Source organism: Blastomonas sp. CCH1-A6, from assembly GCF_001556365.1.
GTDB classification, from domain to species: domain Bacteria; phylum Pseudomonadota; class Alphaproteobacteria; order Sphingomonadales; family Sphingomonadaceae; genus Blastomonas; species Blastomonas ursincola.
In genome coordinates, this window is record NZ_LSIS01000479.1 from 13,989 (window position 1) to 32,862 (window position 18,874).

General features: G+C 65.0%; 15 protein-coding genes. 5 read left to right on the forward strand and 10 right to left on the reverse strand.

The features are described 5' to 3' along the window. Positions 1-210 precede the first annotated feature (210 nt). From AX735_RS21390 to AX735_RS21415, 6 genes are all read right to left on the reverse strand, one after another. Complete coding sequence (locus AX735_RS21390) at positions 211-1,818, reverse strand: long-chain fatty acid--CoA ligase (protein ID WP_137775801.1); 1,608 nt, start codon at positions 1,816-1,818, stop codon at positions 211-213. A gap of 73 nt (positions 1,819-1,891) precedes the next feature. Beyond that, positions 1,892-5,377, reverse strand: coding sequence for a DNA polymerase III subunit alpha (dnaE, locus tag AX735_RS21395; protein ID WP_066284599.1), 3,486 nt, complete (start codon positions 5,375-5,377; stop codon positions 1,892-1,894). Between the two features lie 45 nt (positions 5,378-5,422). After that, entirely contained in the window at positions 5,423-5,761 is a 339-nt protein-coding gene (locus tag AX735_RS21400; protein WP_066284602.1) for a hypothetical protein, read from the reverse strand. 160 nt (positions 5,762-5,921) lie between these two features. Beyond that, positions 5,922-6,398, reverse strand: coding sequence for a glutathione peroxidase (locus tag AX735_RS21405; protein WP_066284606.1), 477 nt, complete (start codon positions 6,396-6,398; stop codon positions 5,922-5,924). Beyond that, positions 6,395-7,069, reverse strand: a complete 675-nt coding sequence (locus AX735_RS21410; protein ID WP_023837003.1) for an ABC transporter ATP-binding protein — start codon at positions 7,067-7,069, stop codon at positions 6,395-6,397. Before AX735_RS21410 ends, AX735_RS21405 begins: the two co-directional genes overlap by 4 nt. Beyond that, a complete protein-coding gene (locus AX735_RS21415; protein ID WP_066284609.1) occupies positions 7,062-8,300 on the reverse strand; it encodes a lipoprotein-releasing ABC transporter permease subunit in 1,239 nt (412 codons plus the stop codon). The genes AX735_RS21410 and AX735_RS21415 overlap by 8 nt, the downstream gene beginning before the upstream one ends. A 561-nt stretch (positions 8,301-8,861) precedes the next feature. Between AX735_RS21415 and AX735_RS21420 the strand changes: the two genes are divergently transcribed. Beyond that, positions 8,862-9,344, forward strand: a complete 483-nt coding sequence (locus AX735_RS21420; protein ID WP_023837005.1) for an Hsp20 family protein — start codon at positions 8,862-8,864, stop codon at positions 9,342-9,344. Between the two features lie 532 nt (positions 9,345-9,876). Here AX735_RS21420 and AX735_RS21425 read toward each other — a convergent pair. The 4 genes from AX735_RS21425 to tpiA all read right to left on the reverse strand — a co-directional run bounded on the left by AX735_RS21425 (position 9,877) and on the right by tpiA (position 13,896). Next, positions 9,877-10,560, reverse strand: coding sequence for a Crp/Fnr family transcriptional regulator (locus AX735_RS21425; protein WP_066284611.1), 684 nt, complete (start codon positions 10,558-10,560; stop codon positions 9,877-9,879). A gap of 267 nt (positions 10,561-10,827) precedes the next feature. Continuing rightward, positions 10,828-12,465, reverse strand: a complete 1,638-nt coding sequence (locus AX735_RS21430; protein WP_066284613.1) for a CTP synthase — start codon at positions 12,463-12,465, stop codon at positions 10,828-10,830. A 108-nt stretch (positions 12,466-12,573) separates the two neighbouring features. After that, complete coding sequence (gene secG / locus AX735_RS21435; protein WP_066284634.1) at positions 12,574-12,996, reverse strand: preprotein translocase subunit SecG; 423 nt, start codon at positions 12,994-12,996, stop codon at positions 12,574-12,576. Positions 12,997-13,149: 153 nt separating this feature from the next. Continuing rightward, positions 13,150-13,896 (reverse strand): triose-phosphate isomerase, encoded by a 747-nt coding sequence (tpiA, locus tag AX735_RS21440; protein WP_082751245.1) that lies wholly within the window; start codon positions 13,894-13,896, stop codon positions 13,150-13,152. 215 nt (positions 13,897-14,111) lie between these two features. Between tpiA and AX735_RS21445 the strand changes: the two genes are divergently transcribed. The 4 genes from AX735_RS21445 to trpD form a co-directional block, all read left to right on the forward strand. Then, complete coding sequence (locus AX735_RS21445; RefSeq protein ID WP_066284615.1) at positions 14,112-16,055, forward strand: peptidylprolyl isomerase; 1,944 nt, start codon at positions 14,112-14,114, stop codon at positions 16,053-16,055. Then, positions 16,055-17,575, forward strand: coding sequence for an anthranilate synthase component I family protein (locus AX735_RS21450; RefSeq protein WP_066284617.1), 1,521 nt, complete (start codon positions 16,055-16,057; stop codon positions 17,573-17,575). Before AX735_RS21445 ends, AX735_RS21450 begins: the two co-directional genes overlap by 1 nt. Further along, a complete protein-coding gene (locus AX735_RS21455) occupies positions 17,572-18,192 on the forward strand; it encodes an anthranilate synthase component II (RefSeq protein ID WP_066284621.1) in 621 nt (206 codons plus the stop codon). Before AX735_RS21450 ends, AX735_RS21455 begins: the two co-directional genes overlap by 4 nt. Further along, positions 18,189-18,874 (forward strand): anthranilate phosphoribosyltransferase (trpD, locus tag AX735_RS21460; protein WP_066284624.1); only part of this gene is annotated, 686 nt, incomplete at its 3' end. The genes AX735_RS21455 and trpD, both read left to right, overlap by 4 nt.

Sequence of the window (18,874 nt, forward strand, 5' to 3'; positions counted from 1 at the left end):
ATCTCTCCCGCTCGCGGGAGGAATGACGAGGGTCAAAATCCTCCCCGAGCTTGTCTCGGGGAGGGGGACCGCTGGCCGCAGGTCAGCGGTGGAGGGGAAGCCGGTTGGTACTGTAGCTCAGAGGGGAGCGCGCATTCGCTGCCCCTCCACCACCCGCTTCGCGGGCGGTCCCCCTCCCCCAGCGAGCTGGGGGAGGATTTTAGTTGAACGTCACACCGTCGGCAGCACGTGATCCTTGAACTGATCGCGCAGCGCGGTCTTGAGCAGCTTGCCGGTCGCGCTGTGCGGCAGCGAGTCGACGAACACGATATCATCGGGCAGCCACCATTTGGCGACATGCGCCGACAGGTGCGCCAGGATCGCGTCCTTGCTGGGGCTGGTGCCGGGCTTGGGCACCACCAGCAGCAGAGGGCGCTCGTCCCATTTGGGGTGCGGCAGGCCGATCGCGGCGGCTTCCGCGACATCGGGCATGCCGACCGCCGCGTTTTCCAGATCGACCGAGCTGATCCATTCGCCGCCCGACTTGATCACGTCCTTGGCGCGGTCGGTGATCTGCATCACGCCATCGGGATGGATCACCGAAACGTCGCCGGTGTCGAACCAGCCGTCCTCTGTCAGCGCGTCGTTCTCCGCCTTGAAATAGCGCTTGATGATCCACGGCCCCTTGATCTGCAGCCGCCCGCTCGACTTGCCGTCGCGCGGCAGCACGTTGCCCTCGTCATCGACCACGCGAAGCTCGACGCCGAAAGGCACCCGCCCCTGCTTGGTGACCAGATCAAGCTGCGCCTCGAAATCGAGATCGTCCCAATCGGGCGACGGCGCGCCCATGGTGCCGATCGGCGAGGTTTCGGTCATGCCCCAGGCATGGTTCATCCGCGCGCCCATCTTCATGATCCGCTCGCACATCGCGCGCGGCGCGGCCGATCCGCCGATGGTGACGACCTGCAGATATTCGGGCTTCTTGCCCGTGGCATCGATATGCTGGAACATCGCGAGCCACACGGTGGGCACGCCGGCCGAGTGCGTGACCTTTTCGGTGTTCATGAGGTCGCACAGCACCGCAGGATCGTTGACCGCGGAAAAGACGAACTTGATCCCCGCTGCCGCGCCGGCAAAGGGCAGGCCCCAGGCGGCGGCGTGGAACATCGGCACGACGGGCAAGGCCACCGATTGCGGCGACAGGCTGAACACCGCCGGCTGCATCTCGGCCATCGCATGGATCACGGTCGAGCGGTGCTCGTAAAGCACGCCCTTGGGATTACCCGTGGTGCCCGAGGTGTAGCAGAGCATGCACGGGTCGCGCTCCGAGCCTTCGTGCCAGCGATAGCCCTCGTCGCCCGTTTCCAGCAGCGCCTCGAAGCCTTGCACGTCCGATCCGGCGGGCGGATCGAAGCAGACATAATGCTCGATCGTCGTCCAGCGGCTCTTCATCTTGTCGATGATCGGCTGGAACGCTGCGTCATAGCACAGCACGCGGTCTTCGGCATGGTTGGCGATATATTCGAGCTGCTCGTCGAACAGGCGCGGGTTGATGGTGTGGATCACCCCGCCCATGCCGATCGCGCCATACCAGGCGACAAGATGGCGGCTATGGTTCATCGCGAGCGTCGCGACGCGGTCGCCGGGTTGCAGGCCCAGCTTCACCAGCGCGCTCGCCAGCCGACGCGCATCGCGGGCAATCCCTGCCCAATGGGTACGGGTCTGGCTGCCGTCCGCCCAACGGGTGACGATTTCGCGCGTGCTGCTTTCGCGCTCGGCATGGTCGAGCAGCCGCATCACGCGCAATTCATAATCCTGCATTCCGCCAACGATCATCATTCTCTCCCAGATCTTGAGGCTCTCGCAGGGAGCCGGTTCAACCTGGATGAGAAAGCCCGAAGCGGCGGGCAAGTCAACTGACGAGGCGCAATTCCGGGCGTCCGGCGGCAAGCTGTTCGATCTCGCGCACGTTCAGCCCCTCGACCAGGCGCAGCGCAGCCTGCGCTTCACCATCGAGCCGGAAGCGGTTGCCGAGGCACACCGGCATCACCCGCCCATCGCCCATGATCAGCCGCGCGTGCAGTTCGTCCTGCCCGCTTCCAGCCGGCCCGACGAGTTCGGCCAGCCGCGACAGCGCATCGGGATGGTGCACGTCGACATGCGCGCGGTGCCGCAGCACGACCTTGATCTGGTCGAGCGGCCTTGCCCGGCGGATCGTTGCGCGCGGTGCCTGTTCCTCGCTCGACCGGTCGAATTCCAGCTCGATCAGCAGGCACGCCGATTGCGCCGCCCATTCCGGCATCGAAGCGACGATCTCGTCATCGAAGGAGCTGGCGGAAAACTGGCCGCTCTCGTCGGACAGGTCGACCATCACGAAGGTGCTGCCGCGCTTGCTCTGGCGGCGGTTGCAGCCTTCGACCAGCGCCGCGACCTTCGCCGTCTTGCGCTCGCCGACGCGCACCTCGAGCGTGTCCACCAGCAGCTGATAGGGCCGCGCGCCCTGGGCCTTGGCGGTCGCGGCAAATTCGGTCACCGGATGCGCGGAGAAGAAGAAGCCGAACGCCTCGCGTTCATAGGTCATCTTCTCGCCCATCGCCCAGGGCTTGACGGCGGCAAGCCGCAGCGACTGGCCCGGCTGCTGGACATCGCCGAACAGCCCGCCCTGCCCGCTGGTCCGCTGGCGCTGCGCTTCGGCGGCGACCGCCATTACCGTGTCGGCCGAGGCATGAACAACCGAGCGCTCGAGCCCGAGGCCATCAAAGGCGCCCGCTGCAGCAAGGCTCTCGATCTGGCGCTTGTTGACAGCTCCCGCGTCGATCCGGTCGGCGAGATCGCCCAGCGACTTGAACGGGCCTCCGGCTTGGCGCGTCGCCACCACGCCCTCCATCGCCTTTTCGCCGACATTCTTGAGCCCCGCGAGCGCATAGCGCACCGCCAGCCCCTCCTCGGTCTGCTCGACCGAAAATTCGGCCTCGCTCGCATTGATGCACGGCGGCAGACACGCGATGCCCAGCCTGCGCATGTCGTCGACGAAGATATTGAGCTTGTCGCTCTGATGCATGTCGAAGCACATCGAGGCGGCAAAGAACTCGTGCGGGTGATGCGCCTTAAGCCAGGCCGTCTGGTACGCGAGCAGCGCATAGGCCGCAGCGTGCGACTTGTTGAAGCCATAGCCAGCGAACTTGTCGATCAAGTCGAACAGCTCGTTGGCCTTTTTCGCATCGATATCGTTCTTCGCGGCGCCCTCGACGAAGCGGCCGCGTTGCTTGTCCATCTCCGCCTGGATCTTCTTGCCCATCGCGCGGCGCAGAAGGTCCGCGTCGCCGAGCGAATAGCCCGCGAGCACCTGCGCCGCCTGCATCACCTGTTCCTGATAGACGATGATGCCGTAGGTCTCTTTCAGGATATCCTCGAGCAGCGGGTGCGGATAGGTGATCGGCTCGCGCCCGTTCTTGCGCGCGCCGAAGCTCGGGATATTGTCCATCGGCCCCGGGCGATAGAGCGAGACGAGCGCGATGATGTCGCCGAACGCGGTCGGCTTCACCTGCGCCAGCGTGCGGCGCATGCCTTCCGATTCAAGCTGGAACACGCCGACCGTATCGCCGCGCTTCAACAGCTCATAGGTCTTGGCATCGTCCCAGGGCAGCCGCGACAGATCGACCTCGACGCCGCGTTTCGCGAGCATCTCGACCGCCTTGTGCAGCACCGACAGCGTCTTGAGGCCGAGAAAGTCGAATTTCACGAGGCCCGCCGTCTCGACATATTTCATGTCGAACTGCGTCACCGGCATGTCCGATCGCGGATCGCGATAGAGCGGCACCAGCTGCGCCAGCGGACGGTCGCCGATGACGACGCCGGCGGCATGGGTCGAGCTGTGGCGCGGCAGACCTTCGAGCTGCATCGCCAGGTCGAACAGCGTCTTGACCTCCGCATCGTCGCGATACTGGTTGCGCAGCTCGTCGACCCCGGCCAGCGCGCGGTCGAGCTTCCACGGATCGGTCGGATGGTTGGGGACGAGCTTGCACAGCCCATCGATCCGGCCATAGCCCATCTGCAGCACGCGGCCCGTATCGCGCAGCACCGCGCGCGCCTTGAGTTTTCCGAAGGTGATGATCTGCGCGACATGGTCGCGGCCATATTTCTGCTGCACATAGCGGATCACTTCGCCGCGCCGCGTTTCGCAGAAGTCGATATCGAAGTCGGGCATCGACACGCGTTCGGGGTTGAGGAAGCGTTCGAACAGCAGCCCTAGCTTGATCGGGTCGAGATCGGTGATCGTCAGTGCCCAGGCGACCGCCGAGCCCGCACCCGATCCGCGGCCCGGCCCCACCGGAATATTGTGATCCTTGGCCCATTTGATGAAATCGGCCACGATCAGGAAGTAGCCGGGAAAGCCCATGCCGACGATCACGTCGACCTCGAACGCGAGCCGGTCGAAATAGGCCTTGCGCTCCTCCTCGGTCAGATCGGTATAGGCCTCGAGCCGTTTTTCGAGGCCCGCAAAAGCATCGGCGCGCAGCTGCGCCGCCTCGCCCTCGAGGTCGCCGGCGAGGCTGGGCAGGATCGGCTTGCGCTTGGGCGGCGCATAGGCACAGCGCTGCGCGACGACGAGCGTGTTGACCAGCGCCTCTGGCAGATCGCTGAACAGCTCGCGCATCATCGGCGCGGACTTGATCCACGCCTCGGGCGAACTGCGATCGCGATTGGCAGCGCCAACATATTCGCCGCGCGCGATGCACAGCATCGCATCATGCGCGGCGTGGAAGCCGGGATCGGCATAGCAGGCGGGGTTGGTCGCAACGAGCGGCAGGCCGCGCGCATAGGCCAGATCGAGCAGCGCGTTTTCCGCCAGCGTCTCGATCTCCTCTCCGCGGCGGCACAGCTCGATATACAAACGATCGCCGAACAGCGCCTGGAGCTGGTCGCAATAGCTTTCGGCCTCTTGCTGCTGTCCTGCCGCAAGCAGCTTGACCAGTGCGCCCTCGCCCGCAGCGGTCAGCGCGATCACGCCATCGGTGCGTCCCTCCAGCCGGTCGAACGGCACGTGCGCGGGCAGTTCGAGCGGACGGTCGAGATGTGCGTGCGAGACGAGATCGCAGAGGTTGTCATAGCCCTTCTCGTTCTGCGCATAGAGTGCCAACCAGTCGAGCACCGGCGCGGCAGAGTTGCTGCCGGGTCGTGCAACGCACAGCAAGGTGCCGATGATCGGTTGGATGCCCGCATCGAAACAGCCATCGGCAAAGGCCATGCCCGCATAGAGGCCGTTGCGATCCGCCAGCGCGATGGCCGGGAAGCCTCGCGCATGCGCGGTTTTGGCGATCGCCTTTGGCTCGATCGCGCCTTCGAGCATCGTATAGGCGCTGAACACGCGCAGCGGGACGAAGGGTTCATAGGCCATGGGCAGAAGCTACCGACTGGTCCGCGATTCGAAAACCGGCGCGGATCACTCCCCGGTGGATAAATCCTTGGCCGCGATCTTGCGGCGGACATCGCGTACGGTCGACCAGATGCCGTAGAGAATCAGCACGGCGAGGAAAACCCACACCCAGGCGGGAATGTTGCGCCCGGCAATGGCGAGATAGACATAGGCCGAGACGAAACAGGCGCCCGCGCACATCACCGGCAGCACCGTCGGCTTGCCCGCGCGCGCGTTGCGCACCAGCCAGGCGATGCTGGCGAGAAACAGCGGGATCGCGCCGATATAGATGCTCGCGAAGATCACCGGATTGACGCCATATTGCGCGCCCAGTCCGTTAGCCCAGGTGCTGATGGCGTCGATCATCGGTGCGGTGTCCTTGCTGCAATGCTGGTATTGCTTCCTCGTCACCCCCGCGCAGGCGGGGGTCCCGCTTGTGCTGATAATCGGCGAAAAAGCGGGATTCCCGCGTTCGCGGGAATGACGGGAGAGTAACGCCGAAATTTCGCGTGTCGAGCGCCTGCCGTTACAGCAGCTTCTCGATATCCGCCTTGATCTGCTCCGGCTTCACCATCGAACCATAGCGGGCAACCACGTTACCCTTGCGATCGATCAGGAACTTGGTGAAATTCCACTTTATCGCGCGGCTGCCCATCAGCCCGGCCTGCTGGCTCTTGAGATATTTCCAGAGCGGATCGGCTTCCTCGCCATTGACCGCGATCTTGGCCGAAAGCGGGAAGGTCACGTCATAGGTCAGCGAGCAGAAGTTCTTGATCTCCTCCGCATCGCCCGGCTCCTGCGCGCCGAACTGGTTGCACGGATAGCCGAGCACCTCGAAACCGCGATCCTTGTATTCGCGATGCAGCCCCTCGAGACCCTCATATTGCGGCGTGAACCCGCATTTCGAGGCAGTGTTGACGATCAGCAGCACCTGGCCCTGATAATCGGAAAGCGGCTTGGAGCTGCCATCGGGCAGCGGCATCGTGTAATCGAAAACGGTCATGCGATCCTTCCATCGTGCAGGCGGACAACCCGGTCCATGCGCGTGGCCAGTCTTTCGTTATGGGTGGCCACCAATGCCGCGCTGCCCTCTTCCCTTACAAGATGCAGGAACTCGTCGAACACTCTGTCGGCGGTCGCCTCGTCCAGATTTCCGGTCGGTTCGTCGGCAAGCACGACCTTCGGCCGGTTCGCCAGCGCACGCGCGACGGCGACGCGCTGCTGCTCGCCGCCCGACAGCTGGCTGGGGCGATGGTCGAGCCGCTGGCCGAGCCCGAGACGGGAAAGCAGTTCCGCTGCCCGGTCCGATGCCTCGTCGCGGGTGCGGCCCATGATCAGCTGCGGCAGCACGACATTCTCGCGCGCGGTAAAGTCGGGCAGCAGATGGTGGAACTGATAGACGAAACCCAGCGCGGTCTTGCGCAGCCGGGTGCGGCCGTTGCTGTTCAACTGCGCCGCCTCTTCGCCCGCGATGCGGATGGACCCGGTAAAGCCGCCCTCGAGCAGGCCCACGGCCTGCAGCATGGTCGACTTGCCCGAGCCCGAAGGTCCGAGCAGCCCGACGATCTCGCCCGGTTCGACCGCCAGATTGACGCCCTTGAGCACGTCAATGGTGACGCCGCCCTGGGCGAAGCTGCGGCGGACATCGGTGAGCAGGATGACGGCATCACTCATAGCGCAGCACCTGCACGGGATCGGTCGAGGACGCCTTGAAGGCGGGATAGAGCGTCGCGAGGAAACTGAACAGCAGCGCCATTAGCGCAATCCCTCCCACTTCGAAAGGATCGGTGCGGCTGGGCAGTTCGGTCAGGAAACGGATCGAGGGGTCCCAGAGCTGCTGACCGGTCACGAACTGGACGAACAGCACGATGCTCTGCCGGAAATAGAGGAAGACGAAGCCCAGCCCCAGCCCGGCGACCGTGCCGAGCGATCCGATGATCAGCCCCACCGTGATGAAGATCTTGAGCAGCGAGTTGCGGCTTGCCCCCATCGTGCGCAGGATCGCGATGTCGCGGGTCTTGGCGCGCACCAGCATGATCAGCGACGACAGGATGTTGAACACCGCGACCAGGATGATGATCGACAACACGATGAACATCGCGACGCGTTCCACCGCCAGCGCCTCGAACAGCGAGGCGTTGATCGTGCGCCAGTCGTTGACCACTGCCTGACCGCGCAGCTTCTGCTCCAGCGGCGCCAGGATCTCTCGCACCTGATCGGCATCGCGCGTCGTCACCTCGATCATGCCGACCTGATCGCCCAGCAGCAGCAGGAGCTGCGCGTCCCTGATCGGCATGATGACGAACGCCTTGTCATAGTCATAGACGCCGATCTCGACGATTGCGGAGACCTCGTACAATATCTCGCGCGGCACGGTGCCGAACGGGGTCGCACGCCCCGCCGGATTGATGATGGTGATCTTGTCGCCGATCCTGACACCCAGATTCTGCGCCAGCCGCGATCCGAGCGCGACCTTCGACGCGCCCGCCTTGAGCTCGGCGACCGAGCCCAGCACGGTCTTGTCCTTGAGCGCGGCGATATCGGGCGCATCGGTGCCGCGCACCAGCACCGCTTCCACGCGGCCGTCGAAATTGATCAGCAGCGGCTGCTCGATCAGCGGCGATGCGGCGACGACGCCGTCCATCCGCCGCGTCTCCTTGAGGATGTCCTGCCAGTTGTTCAGCCGCCCGCCATAGCCCTGCACCACCGCATGGCCGTTCAGCCCGACGATCTTGTCGAGCAGTTCGGCGCGAAAGCCGTTCATCACGCTCATCACGATGATCAGCGCCGCAACGCCCAGCGCCACCGCGACCAGGCTGATCCCGGCGACCAGGAAGATAAAGGCCTCGCCGCGACCGGGCAGCAGATAGCGCTTGGCGATCGTCCATTCGAATGTGGACAGCATGGAGGGGGAATGATCCTTTCGGAACTGGCGCCGTCCGGGGGATCAGCGGCGCTGCTCGGCTTTTTCCATTAACCAGCGCATGCAAGGCTGACAATGGCTGATCCCTGAACGAAGGCGTGTTGCACATAAAACACAGAAAGGATCAAAAATGACGGCAAGCCGCGAATTCCCCTAGCGCCTGAGCCCGCATTACGGAATCATGACAGCGCGGATCAAGCGGCTACGGCCATGGGTTCGGGGATAGTTTCCGTCGTTTTGGGGAAAGCGGCGGTTACCGAGGGTTCAGGATTTGCGAGCGAGGCTTTTGGGCATCAGCGCGCGATATGAACCTGATAAAGAGCGTCCGGGTCTTGGGGGCCGGACGCTCTTTTTTCGTCTGCTGCAGACGCCGGGCTGTGCCGCCCCGCGGGCATCCCCTTCTACAAAAAATTGATCTTGAAACGCGATTTCCAGCGCCTAGATTTATCGCGTGTTCCACGCCGTCAGGGTGGTTCACATCGTCCGAAGTGCCGCAGCAGCGGGCTTCAACCATTTGAAATCGCTTGAACAAGGATTTTGAAGATGAACCGTTTTGATTTCACCCCCTATCGCCGCACCACCGTTGGCTTTGACCGGCTGTTCGACTTGCTGGAAAACCAGGCCCGGGCTGCACAGGGCGACAACTACCCCCCGTTCAACATCGAGCGGAGCAGCGACGACGCCTATCGCGTCACCATCGCGGTTGCCGGGTTCAAGCCGAACGAGCTCGACATCACCGCGCAGCAGAATCTGCTGGTCGTGTCCGGCCGCAAGGCTGCCGAGAGCGAATCGCGCGGCAACTTCCTGCACATGGGCATTGCCAACCGCAACTTCGAACGCCGCTTCGAGCTGGCCGATTTCGTGCGGGTGAGCGACGCCAATCTGGAAGATGGCCTGCTGACCATCGATCTGGTGCGTGAAGTGCCCGAGGCGATGAAGCCCAAGAAGATCGCGATCAACGGCACCCCCAAGCTGCAGGTCGTCGAGGCTTCGACGAAGGATGAAGGCGACAGCCAGGCGGCGTAACGCCAGCTCAAAAGGGTAGAATGCAACGGGGTGGGCCGGCAGCGGCCCACCCTTTTTGTTGTGCCGACCTGCCTTGCCAGCCACATCCGCTCAGCCTGAGCCAGTCGAAGGCTCCGCGCCCAGGGTTGACCAGATTCGGTCGTCATTCCCGCGAAGGCAGGAATCCCGCTATTTCATCTTCACTTTCGCCAGAAGCGGCCCCCCCCGCCTTCGCGGGGGTGACGTGGTTATCATTCGATCCTAGTGCGCGGGGCCTTCGACAGGCTCAGACTGAGCGGCCATAGGATCGCCATCCGCTCGCAATAAAAAGAGGGCGGACCCTTGCGAGCCCGCCCCCCGCGCCCGCTCAGGACGCTGCTTTCTCCTTAGGCCGGATTGGCCGGGTCGCATTTACCGCACCGCCCACCGGAGAAAATCTGAACTGGGACCCCGCGCCCGTAGGGCGCGGGGGTTTTTCCGGCGGCAGGGTCAGGCCGGGTCGCAATAACCTGGCCCTGCCCCGGAAAACTCGAAAACTCACCTAGCCGATCGTTCAGGCCGCTTCGGAAATCTCCAGCAGCGTGTCGCGATCGATAATCTTCACGCGTCCCTGTTCGAGCTCGATCAGCCCCGCATCAGACCAGGCGGAAAGCTGGCGATTAATCTGCTCGCGTGACAATCCCGCGAATGTGCCGAGCTCGCTCTGGCTGAGGTCCAGCTTGAGCTTGCCCTCCTTCGCGCCCGAAACCATCAAGCGCAGCAGATAGCGCGCCAGCCTGGGTCCGGAGGTAAAGGCCCGGTCCGCCTCGATCACGTCGTTCGCCTGGCGCAGCCGCTTGGCCATGACCCTGAGCATCCGTCGCGGCATCGACACGTGCCGCTCGGCAATCTCGTCGAAGGCCGGCCGCGACAGCGAAAGCGCGGTCACTTCGGTCAGCGCCTCGATCGAGGCCGTGCGCGGTCCGCCATCCAGAAACGCGATCTCGCCAATGACATAGCCGGGCTCGGCATAATCGAGCACGATCTCGTGACCGTTGCTCGCCACCATGCTCACCCGGGCAAATCCGGTCAGGATGATCAGCAGATTGTCGCCATCATCCCCCTGCCCCATCAGCTCCTGCCCCTTGCGGTAGCGGACGAAATGCCCGCGCAGGATGATGTCCGACAGCTCGTCATTGTCGCAATCGGCGAACAGGCTGTGGCTGGCCAACAGCGCGGCAAGCTCGTTCGCGTGCATGATTGCCCCTTGTCCCTTCCTTTCTGTCGGCTTTGTCCTTGCCGAGCATCTCGCTGCGGCCGTCCCTGTCGCCGCCGACAGATGTGCTTTTGCCCGAATCGTTTTACGCCGCTGTGCGCCACCGCACAACACCGTCAAATAGAGTAAAATGGGCATTACAGTATGTGGTAAATTGGGGCAACACGCAGGAAAATTGCGCCAAGAGGGTCAAGCGGTTAACGGATGTCAACCGCGCGGCCCCCTCGGGTTAACCGATATTGCCCTGGGTCAGACCAGCCTGCTCTGCGCGACCGCGGCCTCGATGAAGCTGGCGAAGAGCGGATGCGGATCGAATGGCTTGCTCTTGAGCTCGGGATGGTATTGCACCCCGACGAACCAGCTGTGATCGGGCCGCTCGACGATCTCGGGCAGGACGCCGTCGGGCGACATGCCGGAAAAGACCAGTCCGCCCTGTTCCAGCCGCTCGTGATAGGCCGTGTTGACCTCGTAGCGATGGCGGTGGCGTTCGCTGATCATATCGGTGCCGTAGATGCCGCGCACACGGCTGTTGCCCGATAGCTTGGCCGGAAACGCGCCCAGCCGCATGGTGCCGCCCAGATCGCCCTCGGCGCTGCGCTTCTGCAGACCGGATTCGCTCATCCATTCGGTGATCAGGCCGACGATCGGTTCGTCCGTCTCGCCAAATTCGGTGGTCGAAGCTGCAGTGATGCCGGAGGTGTTCCGCGCCGCCTCAATGCACGCCATCTGCATACCCAGACAGATGCCGAAGAACGGGACGTTGCGTTCGCGCGCGAAACGAACCGAGGAAATCTTGCCCTCGCTGCCGCGCTCACCGAAACCACCGGGCACCAGAATGCCGTGCATCGGCTCGAGCACGGCCGCCAGCTCGTCGTCGGGCAGCTTTTCGAACAGCTCGGCATCGAGCCATTTGACATGCACCTTGACCCGGTTCGCGAGGCCGCCGTGCACCAGTGCCTCGTGCAGCGACTTGTAGGCATCCTGCAGGCCGACATATTTGCCGACCACGCCGATCGTCACCTCGCCCTCGGGATGCTCATGGCGCTCCATGATATCGACCCAGCGCGAAAGGTCGGGTTCGCGCGCATCGGTGATGCCGAAGGCGCGCAGCACTTCGCTGTCCAGCCCTTCGCGGTGATACTGCATCGGCACGGCATAGATGCTGCGGGCGTCGAGCGCGGGGATGACCGCTTCCTTGCGGACGTTGCAGAACTGCGCGATCTTGGCGCGCTCGGAATCGGGCAGCGGCTTTTCACAGCGGCACAGCAGGATGTCGGGCTGGATGCCCAGCGAGGTGAGCTCTCGCACGCTGTGCTGCGTGGGCTTGGTCTTCAGCTCGCCCGCCGCCGCGATATAGGGCACCAGGGTGACGTGCACGAACAGGGTGTTCTCGCGGCCGATCTCGTTGCGCAGCTGGCGGATCGCCTCGATGAACGGCAGCGATTCGATATCGCCGACGGTGCCGCCGATCTCGCACAGCACGAAGTCGAGATCATCGGTTTCGGCCTGGGCGAATTCCTTGATCGCATCGGTCACGTGCGGGATGACCTGCACCGTGGCGCCGAGATAATCGCCGCGCCGCTCGCGCTGGATGATCGTCTGATAGATGCGGCCCGAGGTCACATTGTCCGACTGGCGCGCCGACACGCCGGTGAAGCGCTCGTAATGGCCAAGGTCGAGATCGGTCTCCGCGCCGTCATCGGTGACGTACACCTCGCCGTGCTGATAGGGCGACATCGTGCCCGGATCGACATTGAGATAGGGATCGAACTTGCGGATGCGCACGCGGTACCCGCGTGCCTGCAGCAGAGCGCCCAGGCTTGCGGCCATCAGGCCCTTGCCAAGAGAGGAAACCACGCCGCCGGTGATGAAAATATAACGCGCCATGGGAGAAACCCGTTAGCGGTTCGCGCGCAAGACTGACAAGCGCGCGAATCCGCAGGAAAGACAAAAATCTGTGAACAGCCGGGGATTTCTCCCCGACCCGCCTCAATTTCAGTTGGCGGGAGCGTCGCCCTGGGCCGGAGCCGCAGCAGGTGCCTCCGTCGCGGGCGCTGCAGCCGGCGCGCCGGCCGCCGACAGCGGATCGCCATTGGCGGGCGCCGCAGGGGCTGCCGGAGCAGGCGCTGTGAGCGGATCGCTGATCGGGGCGGGGGTACCGCGCTTGAGCGAGGTATCGATATCGCCCACCGAGTGCATGTTCGCCGCCATCACCGCCAGTGCGATGCTCAGCAGCACGAACAGCGTTGCCAGGATCGCGGTCGAGCGGGTGAGCAGGTCACCGGCGCCACGCGCCGACATGAGGCCATTGGGATTGCCACCGACGCCCAGACCACCCCCTTCGGAACGCTGCATGAGGATGACACCCACCAGAGCCGCTGCAATCAGCGTCTGCACGATGGTGATGAACAGGAAAATCGACGACATGAACGGTCAGACCCAGCAAATGAATTTCAGGATTGGCGCGCACATAGCGATTAGGCCGCGCCAGCGCAACCGGCGCGGCAGGGCGATTAGGCCGCGCCAGCGCAACCGGCGCGGCGGCTCCGCCTTCGACGCGCCAAGGTCCGATTAGCGCGGTGCGGCCTCGATGATCGGGATGAAGGTCTCTGCCTTGAGGCTGGCTCCGCCGACCAGCGCGCCGCCGACATCGGCAATGGCCAGAATTTCGGCTGCATTGGCCGGGTTGACCGATCCGCCGTAGAGAATGCGCACGCCCTGGCCCGCCTCGCCCAGCTTCGCGACCAGCGTCGCGCGCAGCGCCGCATGCATCGCGGCGATATCCTCGGCCACCGGCACGCGTCCCGTGCCGATCGCCCAGACCGGCTCGTACGCGACCGAAAGCCAATCGCCGCTCGCCGATGCCGGCAGCGACGCCGCCAGCTGCGCGGTGACGATGGCAATAGCATTGCCGGAATCGCGTTCCTCCAGCGTCTCGCCGACGCACAGGATCGCGCCCATGCCGGCAGCGTGCAGCGCCTCGGCCTTGGCAGCGACATCGGCATCGGTCTCGCCCTGGTCGGCGCGGCGCTCGGAATGGCCGACGATCGAACAGGTCGCACCCGCCTCGCGGATCATCGCGGCGGACAGATTGCCGGTATGCGCGCCCGAAGCCTTGGCATGGCAATCCTGCGCGCCGATCTGCACCTTGCCCGCAGCGGCGGCAAAGGCCGCGATCAGCGTTGCAGGCGGGCAGATGCCGACATCGACATGGCCGTTTGCTGCGGCGGCCTCGGCGATCGCCTGCAGCACCGCGACATCGGCCGCGCTACCGTTCATCTTCCAGTTGCCGACGATATAAGATGCTGTGCTGGCCACGATGCTGTCTTCCCCATTGTGTTTATGCTGTGGGGCGCGCGGCTAGCAAATCGCGAGCCGCTTGGCCAGCCACGGCATGGCCACTCAGGCCACGCGCAGTTTACAGCTGGTACAGCGGCGCCAAGGGTTGAAGCGCGCGGCAAAGCCCCCTAAAGCCAGCCCGCATTTTCACGAGGCCGGGTCATCGCACGCCCGGCGCTTTGGCGGACCGACCGATGATCACCTTTTTCCGTTCCTTCTTCAATTCCAAGATCGGGGTTGTCGTCAGCCTGATCTTTCTCGCGCTGATCGCGGTCGCCTTTGCGGCGTCCGATGTCACCGGCGGCGCGAGCTTTGGCGGAGTGGGCAACGAAAGCGTCGCCCAGATCGGCGGCGAGGAAATCGGCACCGGCGAGTTCTCGACCACCGTCACCAACGCCTTCCAGCAGTTCCGCCAGCGCAACCCGCAGCTCGACATGGCCTCGTTCGATGCGCAGGGCGGCATCGACGGCGTGCTGGAAGAGATGATCGGCAGCTATGCCTCGGCTGAATTCGCCGCCAGCATCGGCCTGGGCGCGAGCAAGCGTCTGGTCGACAGCGAGATCGCGGGGATCCAGGCGTTCAAGGGCGCGGATGGACGGTTCGACGAGACGCTGTTCCGCAATGCGCTCGCCCAGCAGGGTCTGACCGAAGCGCGCGTGCGCGAAGATATCCGCCGCAGCCTGCTGGGCGACCAGCTGCTGCTGCCCGCGACATTCGGCGCCAAGCTGTCGCGGCAGATGGCGCTGCCTTATGCCGGGCTGATCCTGGAAGGTCGCGAAGGCCAGATCGCCTTTGTCCCGTCGGCCGCCTTCGCGCCCAAGACCGCGCCGACCAATGACCAGCTGCAGAAATTCTATGCCGCCAATGCCGCGCGCTACCGCATTCCGGAGCGCCGCATCCTGCGCTTTGCCACCTTCACCACCGACCGCTTTCGCGACCAGGTCAAGGTCAGCGACGCCGAGATCGCGGCCCTGTACAAGAAGCGTTCGGCCGAATTTGCCGCGACCGAGAAGCGCGATGTCGAACAGCTGATCGTGCCGACCGAGGCCGCCGCAAAGGCGATCGCCGCGAAGATCAACGGTGGTGCCAGCATGGCCGCCGCCGCGAAGGAAGCCGGGCTAGCGCCGATCGACCTTGGTCTCCAGTCGAAGCAGGAACTGACCAAGAACGCTTCTGCTGCCGTCGCCAATGCCGTGTTCGCCACCGCCGCAGGCAAGGTTGCCGCGCCCGCACGTTCGCCGCTGGGCTGGCATGTCGTGCGGGTCGACAGCGTCAGCGCGATTGCAGGACGTTCGGTCGAGCAGGTGCGCAACCTGCTCGAAAACGAGATCGCGCAGGAAAAGCTGCGCCAGACGGTCGCTGATTTCACCGCCAATCTCGAAGACCGGATCGCCGATGGTGCCTCGCTTGCCGATATCGCCAAGGACGAAAAGCTCGAGCTGCAGGTCAGTCCGGAAATGCTCGCCAATGGCCAGGCGCCGGGCAGGCCCGATTTCGCGCCGACAGGCGCCTATCAGGCGATGCTGCCCGTAGCCTTCGGACTGGAGGAAGATGCCGAGCCGCAGCTGGTCGAGGTGCAGCAGGGCAAGGAATTCGCCGTGTTCGAAGTGCAGGAGATCAAGCGCGCGGCACCGCCGCCACTCGCCAGCGTCCGCCAGCGTGTCGCTGCCGACTGGGCGCTGGCGCAGGGCCTCGCCTCTGCGCGCAAGCTGGCCGACGGCATCGCCAAGTCGTCGCGCACCCCTGCGGCGCTCGAAAAGGCGGTCGCCGGAGCCAGCATGCGCCTGCCCAATATCGAGCAGATCCGTACCAACCGGCAGACGATCATGCAGCAGCAGGGCCGCGTGCCACCGCCTGTGGCGCTGCTGTTCAGCATGGCCGAAGGCACCACCAAGGTGCTCGAAGGGCCCAACCGCACCGGCTGGTTCATCGTGCATCTGTCGAAGATCAATCGCGGCGATGCGAGCAAGGTCCCCGAGCTGATGGCCGCGACGCAGCAGCAGCTTGGCCAGGTGATGGCCGACGAATATGGTCGGCAGCTGCTGGCGGCGCTCAAGGTCGAAGCCAATGTGAAGCGCAATCCGGAAGCCATCAAGCGGGTGAAGGACCAGCTGACCGGCCGTAATCGGGAAAATTGATGGCGGGCCCTTCCAGCCAGAACCGCACACAGGCCGCCGAGGCGCTGGCCGATGGCCGGTCGAGCCTGATCTGGCGGCGGCGGATCGCCGATACCGAAACGCCAGTTTCGGCAGCCTTGAAGCTGATCGAGCGCGAGCGCGGTGACTTCCTGCTCGAATCGGTCGAGGGCGGCGAAACACGCGCGCGGCACAGCTTTGTCGGCCTGGCGCCCGATCTGGTGTTCCGCGCCTCGGGCAATGCCGCCGAGATCAACCCGCACTGGGCGACTGATCGCGCGGCCTTCGCGCACTGCGATACAGGTTCGCTCAATGCGCTGCGTGGCCTTGCCGAGACCTGCCGGATGGACGTGCCGCCCGAACTGCCGCGCGCACTCGCCTTTCTGGTGGGCTATTTCGGCTATGAGACGATCGGTCTGGTCGAGAAGCTGCCGCGCGCGCCGCAATCGGACCTGACGCTGCCCGACATGCTGTTCGTACGCCCCACCGTGCTGCTGATCTTCGACCGTCTGAAAGACGAACTGTTCCTGATCGCGCCGATCTGGGCCGGCAGCGGCGATCCCGAGCAGGCGATCGCTGCGGCCGAAGAACGGCTCGATGCGGCCGAACGCGCGCTGCACGCGCCGCTGCCTGCCACCGTGCGCGATGCCTCGCTCGATCCGGAAAGCCTGACGCCGCAGCCCGTGCTCGCGCCAGGCCGATATGGCGAGATGGTGCTCAAGGCCAAGGACTATATCGAGGCGGGCGACATCTTCCAGGTCGTGCTCGCCCAGCGCTTCACCGCGCCGTTCGCGCTGCCGCCGATCGAGCTCTACCGCGCGCTGCGCCGGGTGAACCCCTCGCCCTTTCTCTATTTCCTCGACCTGCCTGGCCTGGCGCTGATCGGATCGAGCCCCGAGATCCTGGTGCGGGTGCGCGATGGCAAGGTGACCATCCGCCCGATCGCGGGAACCCGTCCGCGCGGCAAGACCCCGGCGGAGGACCTGGAAAACCGGCAGAGCCTGCTCGCCGATCCCAAGGAACTGGCCGAGCACCAGATGCTGCTCGATCTGGGCCGCAACGATGTCGGCCGCGTCGCGGCGGCAGGCACGGTGCGCGTCACCGACAGCTTCACGGTCGAACAGTACAGCCATGTGATGCACATCGTCAGCAACGTCGTTGGCGCGCTGGAGCCGAGCCATGACGCGATCGACGCGCTGTTCGCGGGCTTCCCTGCCGGTACCGTCAGCGGCGCGCCCAAGGTGCGCGCGTGCGAAATCATCGCGTCGCTGGAGCCCGAGACACGCGGGGCCTATGCCGGCGGCGTCGGCTATTTCGCGCCCGACGGATCGGTCGACAGCTGCATCGTGCTGCGCACCGCCATCGTTCGTGACGGCACCATGCACGTCCAGGCGGGTGCCGGCATCGTCGCCGATAGCGTCACCGACTATGAACAGCGCGAATGCGAGGCCAAAGCGGGCGCCCTGTTCGCCGCCGCACGCGAAGCGTTGCGCCTCGCCAGCGAACCGGGATACGGGCAATGATCCTCGTCATCGATAATTACGACAGCTTCACCTACAATCTGGTCCATTATCTGATGGAGCTGGGTGCGGACGTGCGGGTCGAGCGCAACGATGCCTTGAGCGCGCGCGAGGCGCTGGCGACCAATGCGCAGGCCTTCCTGATCTCGCCCGGCCCATGCACGCCCAACGAGGCAGGCATTTCGCTCGATCTGGTCGCGGCCTGTGCCGATGCCGGAAAGCCGCTGCTCGGCGTGTGCCTGGGGCATCAGTCGATCGGCCAGCATTTCGGTGGCGAGGTCGTGCGCGGCGGCCTGATGCACGGCAAGACCTCGCCCGTGGTGCACGACGACACCGGGCTGTTCCAGGGCCTGCCCTCGCCCTTTCTCGCCACGCGCTACCATTCGCTGGTGGTGCCCGAAGCGAGCCTGCCGCCAGAGATGATCGTCAATGCGCGCGTCGAGGCCCGGGCGGGCGAGACCTCGCATGTCATGGGCTTCCGCCATGCCACGCTGCCGATCCATGGCGTGCAGTTCCACCCCGAAAGCATCGCCACCGAACATGGCCACCGCATGCTCGCCAATTTCATGGCGCTGGCGGGGCTCGAGGTGAAGCCGATGCGCGAAGATCTGCTCGCATGACCCGGCTGCCCGATACCGCCCATCCGCTGAGCCGCGACGACGCTGCTGAGGCCTTTGCCGCGATCCTCGACGGCACGGTGAGCGACGAGGCGATTGCCGAATTCCTGATCTCCCTATCCGAACGCGGCGAGACAGCGATCGAGATCGCCGCCGCCGCGCAGGCCTTGCGCGACCGGGTGATCCCGATCGCCGCGCCCGCCAATGCCATCGATGTCTGCGGCACCGGCGGCGACGGCCACCATACGCTGAATGTCTCGACCGCGGTGTCGCTGGTCGTCGCCGCGTGCGACGTGCCGGTCGCCAAGCACGGCAACCGCGCCGCCTCGTCCAAGGCGGGCGCGGCGGACACGCTCGAGGCGCTAGGCATGGACATGGCCGCCGCGGGGGCCAGCGCCGAACAGTCGCTCGCCGAGATCGGCATCTGCTTCCTGTTCGCGGTCAACCATCACCCGGCAATGCGCCGCATCCAGCCGATCCGGCAGAAGATCGGCCGCCGCACCATCTTCAACCTGATGGGGCCGCTCGCCAATCCCGCAGGCGTGCGCCGCCAGCTGATAGGAATCGCGCGGCCAGGCTATGTGCATGTCTATGCCGAGGCGCTCGACATGCTGGGCACCGAACATTCGCTGATCGTCTCGGGCGACGAGGGGCTCGACGAGCTGTCGCTGGCGGGGGGCAACGA

Excerpts from the sequence above, each read along its gene's own strand:
- AX735_RS21390 (WP_137775801.1), bottom strand. The coding sequence starts at position 1,818 with ATGATGATCGTTGGCGGAATGCAGGATTATGAATTGCGCGTGATGCGG.
- dnaE (WP_066284599.1), bottom strand. The coding sequence starts at position 5,377 with ATGGCCTATGAACCCTTCGTCCCGCTGCGCGTGTTCAGCGCCTATACG.
- AX735_RS21400 (WP_066284602.1), bottom strand. The coding sequence starts at position 5,761 with ATGATCGACGCCATCAGCACCTGGGCTAACGGACTGGGCGCGCAATAT.
- AX735_RS21405 (WP_066284606.1), bottom strand. The coding sequence starts at position 6,398 with ATGACCGTTTTCGATTACACGATGCCGCTGCCCGATGGCAGCTCCAAG.
- AX735_RS21410 (WP_023837003.1), bottom strand. The coding sequence starts at position 7,069 with ATGAGTGATGCCGTCATCCTGCTCACCGATGTCCGCCGCAGCTTCGCC.
- AX735_RS21415 (WP_066284609.1), bottom strand. The coding sequence starts at position 8,300 with ATGCTGTCCACATTCGAATGGACGATCGCCAAGCGCTATCTGCTGCCC.
- AX735_RS21420 (WP_023837005.1), top strand. The coding sequence starts at position 8,862 with ATGAACCGTTTTGATTTCACCCCCTATCGCCGCACCACCGTTGGCTTT.
- AX735_RS21425 (WP_066284611.1), bottom strand. The coding sequence starts at position 10,560 with ATGCACGCGAACGAGCTTGCCGCGCTGTTGGCCAGCCACAGCCTGTTC.
- AX735_RS21430 (WP_066284613.1), bottom strand. The coding sequence starts at position 12,465 with ATGGCGCGTTATATTTTCATCACCGGCGGCGTGGTTTCCTCTCTTGGC.
- AX735_RS21445 (WP_066284615.1), top strand. The coding sequence starts at position 14,112 with ATGATCACCTTTTTCCGTTCCTTCTTCAATTCCAAGATCGGGGTTGTC.
- AX735_RS21450 (WP_066284617.1), top strand. The coding sequence starts at position 16,055 with ATGGCGGGCCCTTCCAGCCAGAACCGCACACAGGCCGCCGAGGCGCTG.
- AX735_RS21455 (WP_066284621.1), top strand. The coding sequence starts at position 17,572 with ATGATCCTCGTCATCGATAATTACGACAGCTTCACCTACAATCTGGTC.